This is a genomic window from Natronincola ferrireducens (assembly GCF_900100845.1).
Lineage (GTDB): Bacteria > Bacillota > Clostridia > Peptostreptococcales > Natronincolaceae > Natronincola_B > Natronincola_B ferrireducens.
In genome coordinates, this window is sequence record NZ_FNFP01000005.1 from 68,199 (window position 1) to 85,005 (window position 16,807).

Annotated in this window: 13 protein-coding genes; 8 read left to right on the forward strand and 5 right to left on the reverse strand. The window is 35.4% G+C overall.

The annotated features are described in order from the left end of the window. Window positions 1-99: 99 nt before the first annotated feature. The 4 genes from BLS22_RS11005 to BLS22_RS11020 all read left to right on the forward strand — a co-directional run bounded on the left by BLS22_RS11005 (window position 100) and on the right by BLS22_RS11020 (window position 6,079). Window positions 100-2,103 (forward strand): methyl-accepting chemotaxis protein, encoded by a 2,004-nt coding sequence (locus BLS22_RS11005; RefSeq protein WP_090553811.1) that lies wholly within the window; start codon window positions 100-102, stop codon window positions 2,101-2,103. 177 nt (window positions 2,104-2,280) lie between these two features. Then, window positions 2,281-3,354: an iron-containing alcohol dehydrogenase family protein gene (locus tag BLS22_RS11010; RefSeq protein ID WP_090553812.1), complete on the forward strand. Its 1,074-nt coding sequence runs from the start codon at window positions 2,281-2,283 to the stop codon at window positions 3,352-3,354. A 19-nt stretch (window positions 3,355-3,373) separates the two neighbouring features. Then, window positions 3,374-4,753, forward strand: a complete 1,380-nt coding sequence (locus tag BLS22_RS11015; protein ID WP_090553813.1) for a YjiH family protein — start codon at window positions 3,374-3,376, stop codon at window positions 4,751-4,753. 159 nt (window positions 4,754-4,912) lie between these two features. Continuing rightward, complete coding sequence (locus tag BLS22_RS11020) at window positions 4,913-6,079, forward strand: pyridoxal phosphate-dependent aminotransferase (protein WP_090553814.1); 1,167 nt, start codon at window positions 4,913-4,915, stop codon at window positions 6,077-6,079. Between the two features lie 121 nt (window positions 6,080-6,200). On the opposite strand, the gene BLS22_RS11025 is transcribed toward BLS22_RS11020, so the two are convergent. The 5 genes from BLS22_RS11025 to dcuS form a co-directional block, all read right to left on the reverse strand. Then, window positions 6,201-7,394 (reverse strand): metal-dependent hydrolase family protein, encoded by a 1,194-nt coding sequence (locus BLS22_RS11025; RefSeq protein WP_090553815.1) that lies wholly within the window; start codon window positions 7,392-7,394, stop codon window positions 6,201-6,203. A 30-nt stretch (window positions 7,395-7,424) separates the two neighbouring features. After that, the gene (locus BLS22_RS11030; RefSeq protein WP_090553816.1) at window positions 7,425-8,621 is read right to left on the reverse strand and encodes a hypothetical protein; all 1,197 of its coding nucleotides are present in this window, start codon (window positions 8,619-8,621) and stop codon (window positions 7,425-7,427) included. Between the two features lie 272 nt (window positions 8,622-8,893). Beyond that, complete coding sequence (locus BLS22_RS11035; RefSeq protein ID WP_090553817.1) at window positions 8,894-10,342, reverse strand: flavocytochrome c; 1,449 nt, start codon at window positions 10,340-10,342, stop codon at window positions 8,894-8,896. 144 nt (window positions 10,343-10,486) lie between these two features. Continuing rightward, the gene (locus BLS22_RS11040; RefSeq protein ID WP_090553818.1) at window positions 10,487-11,164 is read right to left on the reverse strand and encodes a response regulator; all 678 of its coding nucleotides are present in this window, start codon (window positions 11,162-11,164) and stop codon (window positions 10,487-10,489) included. Between the two features lie 4 nt (window positions 11,165-11,168). After that, window positions 11,169-12,761 (reverse strand): DcuS/MalK family sensor histidine kinase, encoded by a 1,593-nt coding sequence (dcuS, locus tag BLS22_RS11045; protein WP_176762148.1) that lies wholly within the window; start codon window positions 12,759-12,761, stop codon window positions 11,169-11,171. 344 nt (window positions 12,762-13,105) lie between these two features. Between dcuS and BLS22_RS11050 the strand changes: the two genes are divergently transcribed. The 4 genes from BLS22_RS11050 to BLS22_RS11065 all read left to right on the forward strand — a co-directional run bounded on the left by BLS22_RS11050 (window position 13,106) and on the right by BLS22_RS11065 (window position 16,744). Continuing rightward, complete coding sequence (locus tag BLS22_RS11050; protein ID WP_090553820.1) at window positions 13,106-13,786, forward strand: TIGR00266 family protein; 681 nt, start codon at window positions 13,106-13,108, stop codon at window positions 13,784-13,786. 81 nt (window positions 13,787-13,867) lie between these two features. Then, the gene (locus tag BLS22_RS11055; RefSeq protein ID WP_090553821.1) at window positions 13,868-14,926 is read left to right on the forward strand and encodes a DNA polymerase IV; all 1,059 of its coding nucleotides are present in this window, start codon (window positions 13,868-13,870) and stop codon (window positions 14,924-14,926) included. 348 nt (window positions 14,927-15,274) lie between these two features. After that, window positions 15,275-16,297 (forward strand): polysaccharide deacetylase family protein, encoded by a 1,023-nt coding sequence (locus BLS22_RS11060; protein WP_090553822.1) that lies wholly within the window; start codon window positions 15,275-15,277, stop codon window positions 16,295-16,297. Window positions 16,298-16,390: 93 nt separating this feature from the next. Continuing rightward, entirely contained in the window at window positions 16,391-16,744 is a 354-nt protein-coding gene (locus tag BLS22_RS11065) for a YddF family protein (RefSeq protein ID WP_244269531.1), read from the forward strand. Window positions 16,745-16,807 lie beyond the last annotated feature (63 nt).

Below are 16,807 nucleotides of genomic sequence, written 5' to 3' on the forward strand. Positions count from 1 at the left end.
GGTTTGTCGAAAAATGAAGGAATTTAATGAAAAATGTAGAATATGGAAAATATGTAATAATTAGAAATTTAATGAAAAAATTATTAAGGGAGGGCATTTATGAAACTATCAACAAAAATATTAATTTCTGTATTAATCATTGTTTTTTTCTCCACAGCTATACTAGGGGGGTATAGCTACATATACGGTAAAAATATAGCCACCAATATGATGGCAGAACAGATGGAGGGAGAAGTTAATAATATTATTAAAATTATTGAAGACACCTTAGAGACTATGGAAATTACACAAGAGGAATTTAACAACAAAAATATTGCTTTAACCCATGCTATAGCAGCTTTAATAAAGAAAGACCCTACTGTGTTGACAACAGAAAATATGGAAAACCTAGCTAAACTCCTTGATATAGATGAAATTCATGTGATTAATAGTGATGGTTTAATTACCCATGGAAACGTACCAGATTTTTTTGGATTTGATTTCCATACCAGTGAGCAGACCCGATCATTTTTACCAATGATTGAGGACAACAATTTTGTTTTGGCACAGGAGCCTACATCTAGAGGAACGGATAAAAAGTTTTTTCAATATATCGGTGTCCCTAGACAGGATGAAAAGGGTATTGTACAAATAGGTATTGATGCTAAATCTATGGAAAGATTAATGGGTATTATGGATATACAGCACGAAATAGAACAAATTCAGATAGGACAAGAAGGGTATGCCTATGTGGTGGATGAAAGGGGAATCGTCCTTGCCCATCCAATGAAACAGTTAGTAGGAGAAGATATTACAGCCAGTGACTTAATTAACCATATTTTATCTTCACAGGAGGGTAATATGACCTATGAATATGAAGGAAGGGAAATATATGCAAGTTATAAAAAGCAAGGAGAACATATTGTTGTAACAGCTATTCCTACGAAAGAATTTGCCCACCATGTAGATGGATTAAGGAAAAACATAGCTATAGGGGCTTTGATAATATTAATTTTAACGACGTTTATTATTATTCTTTTAGTAAGAAAACAAATTACACTACCTTTAAAAAGGCTGGTGGATCAAGTAAAGCCCATAGGTAGTGGAGACTTGAGTGTAAGCTTTGATACGAAATCCAAGGATGAAATTGGGGAGCTAGGTGGTTATTTAAATGAAGCTGTCAAAAACATTCGGGGGATTATTGAAAATACAAAGCTACAATCAGAAAATTTAATGACAAGAGCCCAAGGGCTAGCAAATAATACTCAGGAGACAGCCATATCTATAGATGAAGTGGCTAAAGCTATAGAAGAATTGGCCAGTGGGGCAGCAAGTCAGGCTGGAGAAGCTGGAGAAGGTATTACAAAAATTGAAAACCTAAAGGAAAAGGTAGAAGGTCTCTTGGAAAGTTCCAATGCTATGAACCAAGCCATTGATATGACGAAAACAATTAATGAAAAATCCATCACAAAAATGAAGGATCTCCAACAAAACTTTAGAATTAACAATGAAGTGACTGCTAAGGTAGCTGATAATATAGAGATCCTATCGGAAAAATCTAATTCCATAGGACAAATTGTTCATGTAATTCAAGCTATAGCAGAACAAACCAATCTTTTAGCATTAAATGCAGCAATTGAAGCTGCTCGGGCTGGAGATGCAGGAAAGGGGTTTGCTGTAGTGGCAGAGGAGGTCAGAAAATTAGCAGAAGGTACAGCCTCATCTACTCAAAATATTGAAGGAATTACGAAAGAAATTCAACAGGAAATTGAAAAAGCCAGTAAAAACATGGGGAATTCCAAAGTTGCCGTTACCAATGCAGGTCAAGCGGCCGAGGAAGTAGTAAAAGCCTTTGATGATACAACCACAGCCCTAGAAAAGATTATAGCTCAAATACAATTAGTAAATAGTAATGTCCATAAAGTCGATGAATATAGTAATGATGTTTCCATGTCGATAAAAAATATTGCAGCAATTACCCAGGAATCCTCTGCTTCTACGGAGGAGGTTTCGGCTTCCATCGAAGAACAGACAGCTACATTAGAAGAAATTGCAGAAATAGCTGAAACAACGAAAGTAATTGCAGAAGAGTTACAAAACAAAATAAGTATTTTTAAGGTTTAATTTAAAACATCCTTACTCTATAGATAAGAGTAAGGATGTTTTTTTGTTGACATTTGTAATAGAAGAGTATAAAATATAAAACACAACGTATAATTATTCAATATAACAGAATAATTATTCTCTATATAATTGTATACTACATTAGAAAAATTAGAGCTAGAGGGAGATGTGATAAAGATGATTACAGTGAAATTACCTGAATATACAGTGGGGGATAATGCCATAAGGGAGATAGGAAGGATTGCCAAAGCTTATGGAGATAAGGTTTTAGTGATTGGTGGGAAAAATGCCTTGGAAATTACAGGAGATGAGATAGAAAAGTCTCTAAAAAGCAAGGACATATCCATTCTTGATTTTATGTGGTATGGAGGGGAATGTAGCTACAAAAACATCGATATCATTAGTCAAGAGGCAAAGGCTAAAGGAACGGAACTGATTATTGGTGTAGGTGGAGGTAAGGCACTAGATACTGCTAAAGCTGTAGCAGAGAAAATAAACCTACCGATCATTACAATTCCCACCATTGCCGCTACATGTGCAGCTACAACACCATTATCGGTGATCTATACAGACAAGGGAGACTATGACTCCATATATTTACTGAAAACACCACCAGTTCATATTTTAATCAGTACCAATATTATTGCAAAGGCCCCAACAAAGTATTTATGGGCTGGGATAGGAGATACCCTGTCAAAATACTATGAGGTAGAGATTACCTCGAGAGGTAAGGAGTTATCCCATAGTGTTGCTATGGGGAAGGAGCTTAGCATCCTATGCAGTGAACCTTTGTTGAAGTATGGTGCCAAAGCCTTAGCCAGTAATGAAAAAGGAGAAACCTCCTTTGAACTGCAGGAGGTTATCCTAAACAACATCATTACTACAGGCATTGTATCAATGCTGGTGGGAGAAGAATACGTTTCTGCCTGCGCCCATGCCCTGTTTTATGGGTTAACGTTGTTGGAGGAGATTGAAAAACATCATCTTCATGGAGAAGTAGTAGCCTATGGGGTATTGGTAATGCTGATGATGGATGGACAAGAGGAGGAGCTTCACAAACTACTGGATTTCTATAAAACAACAAAATTACCTACAGCCTTAAAGGATATAAACTTAAAAAATGATGTAGAGCTTCTAAATCCCGTGTTGGAAAAGGCAGTAGATACTGAGGATACTCAAAGGATGCCCTATGAAGTAACCAAAGAAATGTTTTTCGAGGCAATTCAAAAGCTAGAAGAGATGAATCAATAAATAAAAAGGAGAAATTATGATGAATGGAGATATTGTTAACAAGAAGAATAGTATCAAAACCGTTGAAGTGAATAGCAATAGTATCATGAAGTTTTTGATCCCATCCTTGTTTGGTATTATTATGTTTTTATTTCCTATCCCTTATGAAGGGGCTATTAGTACACCTGTAGGTATTCTTTCTGAATGGCTGGTTGGTGTTCTTAATCCTTATTTAGGCTACGCTGTTGTTATCATCACCACTATATCAGCTGTTATGTCTATTATAGGGACTGTTTTTAAGCCAGCTTTTATTATGAACAATAAATTATTGGAGGATAATTTTACCCCCAGTAAATTTTATCTTATATGGAGGATTGTAGGAGCTATATTTGCAATTCTTGTTCTAAGTGAAACAGGAACAGAAGTTATTTACTCTGGGGATACTGGAGGAACTATGATGTTCCTAATGTCTACATTAATTGTATGGTTTTTTGCTGCATCTTATTTAATGCCATTTTTGATGAATTATGGTATTATGGACTATACTGGAACAGTTCTAAGGGGATTTGTAAAACCTTTGTTTAAATTACCTGGACGTTCTGCTATAGACCTTGTTACCTCATGGATTGGCAATGTAAATGTAGGAGTAGTTGTTACAAGAACCCAATACAATGCAGGGTATTATACTGGTAGGGAAGCCGCTACTATAGCTACTTGCTTCTCAGCTGTATCATTACCCTTCTGTTTAGTAATTGCAGCTATGCTGGGTTTAGATGCAATGTTTGTTCCCTTCTATTTAACGATAGTAGTAGCTGGGGTATTAAGTGCTGTAATCATGAGTAGAATACCACCCCTAAGTACGTTACCCGATACCTACCATCCAGCAGTAGGAAAGCAAATCGATGAAGCAGAGCCAGAAGGTGTCAGCAAAGGACAATGGGCTCTTCAGAAGGCAGTGCAGAAAGCCTACAATGCAGGAGATATCCAGGATCAATTTAAAAGTGGTACAGATATCTTTTTAGGTATTATCTTCAGCTTAGTACCAATCGTAATGGCATGGGGAACTTTAGCCTTGATTATAGCCACTTATACACCTATATTTACTTGGGTATCCTATCCATTTGGCTACTATTTACATTTATTGGGGGTGCCTGAAGCCTTTGAAGCGGCACCAGCTACGGTGGTGGGTTTTGCTGATATGTTTATTCCTGCTATTTTAGCATCGGGTTTAACCTCCGTCAAAACAAAATTTGTTATTGGGGTTTTGTCCTTAGTACAAATTGTTTATATGACAGAAGTAGGAACCCTATTGATTACCTCTGATATTCCAGTAAATTTCAAACATTTACTATTAATCTTTATTCAAAAAACCGTCATAGCTCTGCCAATTATTGTGGTTATGGCTAATATCCTTCTATAAATTATAAGATGGGATTTAAGTTTACAAGGAATTTTTTTACTAGAGTGTAGTTTAAGTTATTTTCAGGGTGGATTTCTAAAGCTTTTCCTTATATTAAGGAAGACTTAGGAATCCATCTAACAAAAATTTGTAGTATAACAACCAAAGGTAGGTGTCAGTATGAAACATAAATTTATATCCAAAAGATATTGGAACGATATCTCCACCCCTATGGGGGAAAGTGGAGACTTAACAAGAAAGTATGAGGATTTGATTAACTTTAGTTTAGGAGATCCTGATTATACAACGGATGAAAGAATCATTGAAGCAGCTTTTAAGGATGCTAAAAATGGGCATACCCACTATACAGATTTTTTAGGGGACTTAGAGCTAAGGGAGGAAATTTTAAAGTATTATAAAACCCAATATCAATATGAGGTAGCTTTAGAGGAGTGTATGGTTACCACCAGTGGTTGTCATGCCATGTGGTTGGTATTAGAATCAATACTAGATGATGGAGATGAGGTCATTATCCATGAACCTTACTTTACTCCATATCCCCAACAGATTCGCTTGGCGAGGGGGGTTCCTGTTGTTTTGGAAACCTATGAAGAAGCAGGCTTTGAAGTAGAATCCCAAAGATTGGAGAAGTTAATTACCAATAGAACCAAGGCAATTATTATCAATACACCGAATAATCCAACAGGCACATGTTTTAGCAAAAAAACATTAGAGGAAATAGGGAAAATTGCTATAAAGCATGATCTTCTAATTATTGCTGATGACATATACACAGCCTTTAGCTATGCAGAGCCCTTTATTCCCATAACTATATTGAAAGAGATGAAGGAAAGAACCATTACGATAGGCAGTTTTTCTAAGGATTATGCCATGACCGGATGGCGTATAGGTTATGTGCTGGCCCCCTCCTTCATTATTGAAACCATGAAGGATGTAAATGAAAACAATGTATTTACGGCTCCTTCTATTTCCCAAAGGGCAGCATTTCATGGATTAAAACTTAGAGATAAGGTACAGCCACCAATGATTGAGGAGTATAAAAATCGAATTTACTATGCCTATGAAAGAATTAGCAAAATACCCAATATGTCAGTGCTGCCTCCTAGAGGAAGTCTCTATATGTTTATTAATATTAAAGGAACGGGATTGACCTCCAAAGAAGTGGTAGACAGACTATTAGAAGAAGCTCATATACTGGTGCTTCCAGGAAATGCTTTTGGAAATTGTGGTGAAGGATATATACGAATTGCAGTTACGGTAGGGGTTGAAAAATTAAAGGAAGCCTTTGATAGAATAGAAAAGATGGACATATTTTCTTTAAAATAGCAGTTGGTTCATAGGGGAGTCAATAACGAGCTCAGTCCATAGAAAAAAGACCTAAACATCAGTTGTAATCTAATGTTTAGGTCTTTTGTAATTATGGATAAGCTTACAAATACTATTTCTTCTATTTTACTTTTATCGCTTTTCCATTCTTATAGACTGTTTCTATGTTGTATAAAGCTTCTATATTTTCCAATGGATTTTCAGGTAATACAATAAAGTCTGCAGTTTTTCCTGTCTCTAATGTTCCGTGGGTAGCATCTATTCCTAGAAGCTCTGCGGCTGTTTTTGTGGAAGCTATAATAGCTTCCATAGCTGTCATGCCAGCATCCATCATAAGTTTAAGCTCTAATGCACTGTTATCATGGAGGTTGAAGGGAGTTCCTGCATCGGTACCCATGGCTATCTTTACTCCAGCTTTTCGTGCTTTATTGAAACTTTCAAAATGGGTAGTTATAATTTTTTTTGACTTTTCTACTGCCTGCAGAGGCACTCCCTTTTCTACACCTGCCTCAACAATACAATGGGGTGCAGCTAAGGTAGGTACTAAGTATACATTTTTTTCCACCATAAGTTGAATAGTTTCATCATCTAAAAATATACCGTGCTCTACAGAATTTATTCCAGCTAAAATAGCATTTTTTATTCCAGTGGTTCCTTGAGCATGGGTAGCAGTTCTTCTACCTGCTTTATTGGCTTCTTCTACTGCAGCCCTTATCTCCTCTAATGACAATTGGGGAGAGCCTGGTTCAACCCCTGCTGTCATAACCCCACCTGTTGCCATGATTTTTATTACATCCACCCCAGCCTTTAGCTGTTCTCTAGTGGCCTTTATTACCTCTGGAACACCATCACATTCACGACCTATTTGCCAGCCATGACCTCCTGTCATGGTGATCATTTTACCAGCAGCAAGAAAGCTTGGTCCTTCAATAAAACCTTCATCTACAGCCTTTTTAAGTTCAAGATCAATATAATTTATCCCTCCTAGATCTCTAAAATAAGTGACCCCAGATCGTAAATGTTTTTGTAGATTTTTTACTGCCCTAAGGATGGATTTAGTTTCTGATTCTGTAGTCATTAAGGCAAAAGGGTCTCCAACTGGTTCCATCATAATATGCACATGAGCATTGATAAGTCCAGGCATAATTACCCTTCCATTTAGTTCTATGACTTCTACATCCTGGCTTACTTGAACTTCTTCAATTGTACCAATCTGTTTAATGATTTTATCTTCCACTAACATAGCTGTGTTTTCTATAGGATTACCACCATTGCCATCTATTAGGGTAGCTCCTTTAAACAATATTTTTTTCATTTTTTGTCCTCCTATTTATCTTTATCAATTTTACATCATTTTTACCATAAACCCTGCCAGCACTACCGATGCAATGGTTACAGTAATAAATCCTGCTACAAGCATTTTAGGGAGGATTTCATCTAATATAGCCTGTTTTTCCTCCTTAGTTTCACCCACTGCATTTGCAACTTCATTAGATATAATAAAGGTTCCTGGAAAACCAAATAAAGCGGATACGCCTATAGCTATAGCCATTTCTTTACTATAGCCTATAACCTTACTGAAAAGAGTAGTAGATAAAATAATAGCAATAAGTCCTAAGGTTAAACTAACTACTAATGGTATTAATAAAGAAACTACCATATCAGGTGTAGCATTAACTAGATTAGCAAAAATAACTGACATCAATGCCACCATAGCCATACCAAAGGCATTGGCCTTTACCATAATGTTTTCTTCTAAGAAGCCTATCTCTCTTCCTATAATACCCATAATAAGGCATACTACAAACCTATGCACAACATCATTTAGAAGTCCTGCTATTTGAAAGCTTAAAAATGCTACAATACCTAATTTTGCCAGATAAATAAAGGTTGTCTCATACTTTTGAGGCAGTGGGGGGAAAATTTTATATTTAAATTTTACTCCAACATCAGCTGCTGCTGTTTCTTCAGCTACTTTAGATTCAACCTGTGAAGGCAACTTTTTTTCTCTAAATAGCCCACAAAGCTTTTTTGCCTCTTTGCTGAGCATGATGGATGCCACTGGATATCCAAAGAAGCCCTGCACAACCACCAATAATGCGGTAAATACAACTAGCATTTCAAGTCCTTGGGCTTCTGCTGCTTCCCCCATAATGATGGCTGCCACCACACCACCAGAAATTGGAGGTGCTGCTGCTATAGCATACTCTCTACCTAAAATAGGTGTTCCCACTAAAAATATAAAGCCACCAATGGAAATTACTGCTACAGTAGCAATTAAAACTGTTTTCCATTGTTTCTTTAGCTGTTCTAGGTTCATTAATGTCCCCATATGGGTAATAAGAAAGCCAATTAAAATAACGCCAATACTTAAAAGTGCTGAATCATTAAAGATGGTAGTTGGTAAACCTATCCAAAACCCTATTAATAATATCAATGACGATACAAACATCATAGAACAAATTGCCTTTGTTTTAATAGAAATATAATCTCCTACTGCAAAAATAATACATACAACTGTCAGTGCTAACAAACCCTCCATATCAAGTCCTCCCTTTGCAAGTTGTTTCAAATTTTAGATAATAGATTCATTTTACTTTTATTGTCGAATGCTGTCAAGTTAATTCTTAAAAAAATTAATTTTAAGTTAATTTTTTGTTATATTAAATACGAAAAACATAAAAAACACAAGGTAACCTTTATGCTTACTTGTGTTTTTCGTTAATTAAATTAGATTTTAAACCTTTGGAATTAATTTTAAGTAAGACAAAGCCCAGCAAGACGAATCTCTACTGGGCTTTGATTAATTATATATTATAAATCTGTACCTGCAGATTGTCCTGCTAATCTACCAAATACGATTAAGTCGGTTAAGGCATTACCTCCTAATCGGTTTCCACCATGAATACCACCAGTTACTTCTCCAGCAGCATATAAACCAGTAATTACATTACCATCACTATTTAACACTTGTCCTCTTGTATCAATCTTTAATCCACCCATTGTATGGTGAACAGCTGGACCTACTTCTATAACATAAAATTTTGATGTTTTAAGGGCTCTTGGCATATCACCTCTACCGAAGTCTCTATCTTCACCATCTTCTACAAAGCTATTATAACCTTCAATAGTAGCCATTAAAGTAGCGGCATCCATATCTAAAGCTTCTGCTAATTCTTCAATACTATCTGCTTCTGTGGTCAGTCCTTGACGAATATAACCTTCAATTGCACTTAAACTTTCTTTTATCCCTTCGTCAAAGAATAAGAAGGCAGTTTGTCCTGTTTGCTCCAGCGTAGCCTCTGATACTACGTCTCTAGTTTCTAGTTCATTGACAAAACGCTGTCCATCTCTATTGATTAAAATAGCACCGTTACCCCTTACTGCCTCAGTAATCATATAACCATTACTTGGCACTACAGTTGGATGGGTTTGGATTTCAACCATATCCACAAGATCAGCTCCAACAGCTACAGACATGGTGATACCATCACCGGTGGCTCCAGAATGATTTGTTGTACCAAAACCATCTAAAGCTGAGTCGTATTCTGTAACCATAGTGGCGTTAGCTCCAAAACCTCCAGTTGCTACAATAACTGCTTTAGCTTCAATAGTAAATTCATCATTATTTTTATCTTTAGCAATAATTCCTGTTATTACTCCATCTTCAGCTAGAATTTCAAGGGCTGTTGTTTCAGTTAAAATTTCAATACCTCTTTCTTCAGCTGATTCCTTTAAAACCTGTACAAGATGGGGACCTACAGCAGCTCCACCAGTAGGTCGATGGGATCTGTCTTGACTAGCACCCGCCATTCTTCCTACGTCATTTAAGTCAGCACCTAAATTGATTAACCATTCAATAGCATCGGCTGCTTGTTCTGTTAATACTTCTACTAATTCAGGATTGTTTTTTTCATAACCACCCTTCATTGTATCTGCATAATGGGATTCTACACTATCTTCAATACCTAAAGCAGCTTGTACTGAAGTATCAGCGGCATTTAAACCACCAGTAGCCCGCAGGGTATTCCCACCTATAATAGGCATTTTTTCAACTACAATAACTTCTTTACCAGCATCTTTAGCTTCAATAGCAGCAGCTAAACCAGCACCACCAGAACCGATAACAACGACATCGGTTATTTTATTTTCTCCAGATCCAACAGATGTCTCTGATTGTTCTTGACCTGCACATCCAATAAAGGCTGTTAAAATAAGTACAAATAAAACCATAATCGAAATAAGCTTCATTGATTTTTTCATAAGGCATCCTCCTTGTTTGATTATTAATTAACAGGATTAATAGTATCATAATAAGTGGAGGGTGTTAACGTTTTGACGATTTTGTTATTTTTGTTCATATTGGTCATGAAAATAAAAATAATAGGGTTAAGAAAATTATTAATATTACATTTGCTTATAAATATATAGATGCTGGGGGCGGCCCACTGTTCCATAGCGGATTTCTACTTCTACCTCTCCTGTTTCAGTCAAGTATTCTAGATAACGTCTCACCGTCACTCTAGCCATTCCTAGGGTTTCAGCAATTTCTTGGGCTGACTTTGGTGTGGTTTCCTTCATGATGTAATTCTTAACGACATCCATCGTTTTTTGATGCATACCTTTATTCAGATAAAGTTCATTGCTTTTATTTTTTTTGCCTAAAATATATTTATCAATATCTGATTGATCTACCTTTTCCTTTTTAGTAAGGTTAATTTTTCTGTGTTTATAATCCTCTAGGGCGGTTTTAAATCTTTGGAACTCAAAGGGCTTTACTAAATAATCAACTACTCCCCATTTAAAAACCTCTTGAATACTGGCAACATCCTTAGCCGCGGTTACTAAAATTACATCTACATCCAATTCTTCACTTCTAATATTTTTAAGTAATTGCAGGCCGTTGATTTTAGGAATATAAATATCTAATATAATTAAATCCGGCACCATAGATTTTATGGCTTTAAAAGCCTCTTCACCATTGGATACTATAGATACCACTTGAAAGCCCTCCATCGATTCAACATACTTTCTATTTATTTCTGCCACCATTGGATCATCCTCAACAATAATAACTTTTATCATGTTCTCACCTTGTTCTAGGTATTTTTATAACAATATGGGTTCCTTTAGATCGTTGGGCTTTAAAATGAATACTTCCTTCTAAACTATCAACATTTTGTTTCACTAAGTAAAGCCCCACACCTCTTCCATCTTTTTTTGTTGTATAACCCTTTTGGAAGATAAAGTTTTTATGAAGAGAATCAATGCCATAGCCATTATCCTTAATACTAATAATGATTTGATTTTTCTTTTCCTTAATTAAGCAATCTACCTGTTTTTTTTCTGACTGATCTTTAACAGCATCAAAGGAATTTTCCAAAAGATTCCCTATAATTGTTACCATAAGACTACTGGGAATATGACTTGGCAACTTCTCTAAATAACTGGAGGAATGGATATTCATATCTATTCCCAATTCTTTGGCAGAACTATACTTACCCAATAATAATGCTGCCACACTGGTATCTTTGATATTTTTCACCATAAAACTAATGATTTCTTGGTGACTTGTTGTTAGATTTATTATGTATTTTTCTGCTTCTTTATAATCTTTTAATTGAATAAGGCCTAAAATTACATGTAGCTTGTTCATAAACTCATGGGTATTGGCCCTTAAAGAATCTACTAACATTTTAAACCCTGTTAACTCTTCTGCTAAAGCTGTTATCTCACTTTTGTCTCGAAAACTGGCAATGGCACCTATAGGGTTATCGTTGTCCAAGATTGGCACAATATTCATCATAACATTTATACCATGTATTTTTCTGTCTTCATCATAGATAGGTCTACAGGATTCTAAAACCTTTATCATATCAGTATAGGGAATTATTTTTTCTATAGATTTGCCAACAGTATCATTCTCTGGGAAGGCTAAAGTTTTTTTTGCCGATGAATTTATGAGGGTTATACTACCATTGGCATCGATGGCAATAATACCTTCCTTTACGGTTTCAAGTATAGCATTTCGTTCTTTAAATAATTTAGCAATCTCACTGGGTTCCAATCCCATAAGACTGTATTTAATACTTCTAGCCAATAATATGGAGCAGAGAAAACCAAATAGAACACCTAGAAATATAGCTAAATGAATATAATTATTTAGTTGGGCATTTTGTTCATAAATTTGCTGATTCAATATACCAACCGACACCATTCCTATCCTTTGATTTTGTGAATTATATATGGGAGTAAAGGCTCTCGTAGACAAACCTAAAGTACCTTCCCCCATGGATATATATTCTTTTCCCTCCAGCAACACCCCTTCTTCATCTCCTCCTACAAAGCGGGAGCCTATTCTAAAAGGATTAGGATGGGAATAACGAATTCCTTCTAAATTGGTGACAACAATAAATTCAACATTTTCTGCAGCTTTGCGGATATTTTCTACTATGGGTTGAATAATCGAAGCTGGGTCCTCTGTTTCAAAGGCATCAACAATACTAGGAATTCGTGCCACCGTCCTGCTTATATTTAATACATTTTTTTCCGTTTCATTTTGAATTGTCTGTTTTGCAAATTTGGTAGTTAAGCCGATGGAAATTAATACAGATGATATTGTAATAATTAAAGACAGCAATATAATTTTAATTACAAGCCTCATATTTTTAATAGATGTCATTATAGTACCTCCCAATAAGGAATTGTAATTTCTCCATTGGTGCATTAAATAGTATATGCTAAATATCAATAGAAAAAAAGAAGGAGTTTCATTTTACTTAATAAAATACTTGCTTATATTTAAATACATTTTTAATTTACTAAATCTATATTCAATTATTGTGGAGGATTTGGACAAGCTTTGTAGAAAGTATAGTACAGTTCAAAATCAGACTGTAGGTTAGTTTAAATACCTCCATCTTATGAACAAAGAAAATTTTAGTGTTTCAATATAATAGTAGTAAAAGGGAAAGAATAATAGTAAATTAGCCTTTATATTTTCCTTAAGAAAGGGGATAGGATGTAATGGAATATAAAATTGTAGGTAGTACGATGCCTTTAGTAGAGTTAACCCTGAAGAAGGGAGAAATTATTAAATCCCAAGCAGGGGCAATGAAATGGATGGATAGTACGGTGGAAATGAAGACAAGTATGGATGGTGGCATTGGAGGATTTTTCAAGCGTAAGATGATGGGAGAAAGCGGTTTTCTAAATTTTTTCAAAGCAGAAAAAGACGGAGATAGAATCGCCTTTGGACACACCTTTCCTGGACATATTCTAGCTATAGATGTCAGCAAAAAATCTATTGTTTGTCAAAAGAGGGCCTTCCTTTGCAGTACAGAAGGAGTAGAGTTACAAATAGCTTTTCAAAAACGGTTAGGTTCAGGCTTTTTTGGTGGAGAAGGTTTTATTATGCAGGAATTGACAGGTCATGGACTGGCTTTTGTAGAAATTGATGGAGAGGCGGTGGAAATGGAGCTTCAAAGAGGTCAATCTATTAAAGTAGAAACTGGAGCCGTTGGCATGTATGAATCTACTGTAGATATGAAGGTTGAAATGGTAAAGGGCTTTAGTAACATTATGTTTGGAGGTGAGGGTCTTTTCCTTACGACATTAACAGGTCCTGGCAGAGTATGGCTTCAAACCATGTCCATCCAAAGCATGGCTGGAGAAATATTTCCATTTTTCCCAAATCCATCTAAATAACATCATGTAAAGGATAAATGAACAAAAAAGTTAAGATGTGTTATATATTCTCACACTAATAAATTAGGGAGAGAATCTAATATGGAGAAGAAAATTATTCACGTGGATATGGATGCTTTTTTTGCTGCTGTTGAGCAAGAGGATAATCCAAAGCTAAAAGGAAAACCCGTTATAGTTGGGGGCAATAGCAATAGGGGTATTGTTGCTACCTGCTCCTATGAAGCTAGAAGGCATGGTATTCATTCTGCTATGCCTATTTTTATGGCTAAGCAAAAGTGTCCCCATGGTATTTATCTTCCAGTAAGGCATAGTCGTTATAGGGAAGTATCTAAAGAAATTTTTCGGATATTTTATGGGATAACTGACTTGGTAGAGCCCTTATCAATTGATGAGGCCTATTTGGATATAACCCATGTTGGGGATGAAGCTTTAAAAATAGCCTATTACATAAAAAAGAAAGTGATGGAGAAGACGGGGCTAACCCTTTCAATCGGAATTTCCTATAATAAGTTTCTAGCAAAGCTGGCCTCTGATTGGAACAAGCCTAAGGGTATTAAGATTATTACCAAGGATATGGTGCCTCATATTTTAAAGCCCCTACCCATTAGAAAGGTGTACGGAATAGGACAAAAGTCAGCTAAAAAATTAAATCAATTGGGAATAATTACGATAGAAGATTTAATGGAGCTGTCAAAGGAGGATATTATTCAGTTTTTAGGGAAAATAGGGGGAGATATCTACCATATGATTCGTGGTATAGATCATAGGGAGGTACAAACTGGTAGGGAAGCAAAATCCATAGGTAGAGAAACAACCCTTCAGAAGGATACAAAGGATAAAGAGCACTTAAAAAGAATTGTCTTAGCATTTTCTAAGGACATAGCCTATTCCTTAAGAAAAAGAAACCTAGGGGCCAAAACCATTACTATAAAAATAAAAGAAGCTGACTTTATCAATCATACAAAAAGTAAAACCCTTTCCCACTATGTGGATTCATGGGAGGAGGTTTATGAGATAGCCAGTGATATTTTAGATGAAATAATTTTCCAGAAGGAAATACGGCTGATTGGCATCTCAACCTCAAATTTTTCAGCTGAAAAGGTAGAACAATTGAGCTTTTTTGATATACACTCCTCTTAATGTTCCTCTGTTTTAATCATATCATATAAATACCATTGGCCTGTTTTAGCATCCCACTGAAGCAGGCTATTGTTTTCTTCTATCCAACAAGATACTTCTTAGGATTTTTTATCTCCTAAAATTAATCGTAGGTTTTTGATATTCTCCTCAGGAAAAACTGAGCTTTTTTCTTCAATAAAGCCACTGATATAAGAAGCAATTATTGGAGGATAGAAGTAAATAAAAGCAGTTGATTGCATCAATAAAAATAGAAAAATATTGAAAGATAGAAGGATTTATGAGAAGTTTGTCTAATTTTAGTAACAAGAAATTTCTTATTATGAATAAAACTAGTTGGAGGAAAACACCATGTTTAAAAAAAGCATTATAATTATTTTACTCAGTATAATAGTATTAACCAGTTTAACATTAGGATTTATGTATGAACCCTTGAGGGTTATGGGAAGTAATTATATCAATAGGAGTAGTGGGATTGTTGGTAGGATTTCAAAATTTTTTAAAGGTGAAGAGGCAATAGAATCTTCTAAGGTGGAGGGTTTGGAAATCCTGCTGGATGAAATTGACGAGATAAATTCAATAGAAAATGGAGGCCTGTATCAGCAGACCTATAGGGAAAAAACCTATAATGATGGGGTTAGAAGCTTTAGTGTAGGTGATGACAATAAAGCAGACTCTATTGCGGTTTTAATGTATCATCATCTTTTGAAGGAGGATGAAAATACCTTATATCAAAATAATGATAGTGTCATTACTGTAGAAGATTTTCAAGAACAAATGAAAGTCCTCCATGACCATAGCTATCATACAATTACCCTTTATGAATTAGAGCAGTTTTTATTAGGAAATCTAGATTTGCCTAAAAACACAGTAGTCATTACGTTTGATGATGGCTATTTAAGTAATATCCAATATGCTTATCCCATACTAAAGGAATATGGGTTTAAAGCAAGTAACTTTCTTATTACCCATAAGTTAATGGAAACATCAGAGGAGTTTGATCCCGATAAACTACAATACTTAAGCTGGCAGGATATGGTCAATACCCTAGACGTATTTACCTACGATAATCACACCCATGATCTCCATAGGTTAGAGGACAAAAAGGGATACTTAATCACAAAGCCTGTCGATGATGTGGTGGAGGATTTACATTTAAATATGAAATTAACGGACAGTCCTTATTTTGCCTATCCCTATGGACAATATAACGGAGAAACCCTATATATATTACAAAACCTAGATATGAGAATGGCCTTTACAGTGAAAGAAGGGCCTGTAAAAAGGGGAGACGATCTATTGCAGTTAAAGCGGTATGGTATTTTTCCTCATACTGGTATAAATGAATTTAAGAAAATAGTAGGCATAAAATAACAAATCTTCGTAGAAAATGGTTGTATCCACAACAAAGAAAAATAGAGGTTTTTCACCAGGAGGAATATAATCTTTAAATTAGGGGGATAAATGGTGAAGAAAATAAATGATGATAAAATAAATAAAATGCCAATAGCACTGTTTAATGGTACAGTAGCTACAACAAATGGTATCTATCAAATTTCTAATATAACGATTGAGGAAGCGAAAGCCCTTATTCAGGAGCATAGTTATATTTCTGCTATAGGTCATGAGGCCACAGCCCAGGCTATGTCAGATTTGTTAGGGGTTGGGGTAGAGATGAATCGTATCCAATTTTTTCAGGAGGTGGGACAAAAAGCAATTGTTTTAAAGCTGAATGTAAGACCCCCTGAAGGCGTTATATTAACTAGAGAGGAAATTGAAAAAGTAGGTTACTCCTTTAAGCTTATGGAAAGATTACAATGATTGATGAAAAAGTAATGGTGGAGGCATTGGGTCCTCCTTTTTTTACTTTTAAAAAACATATTA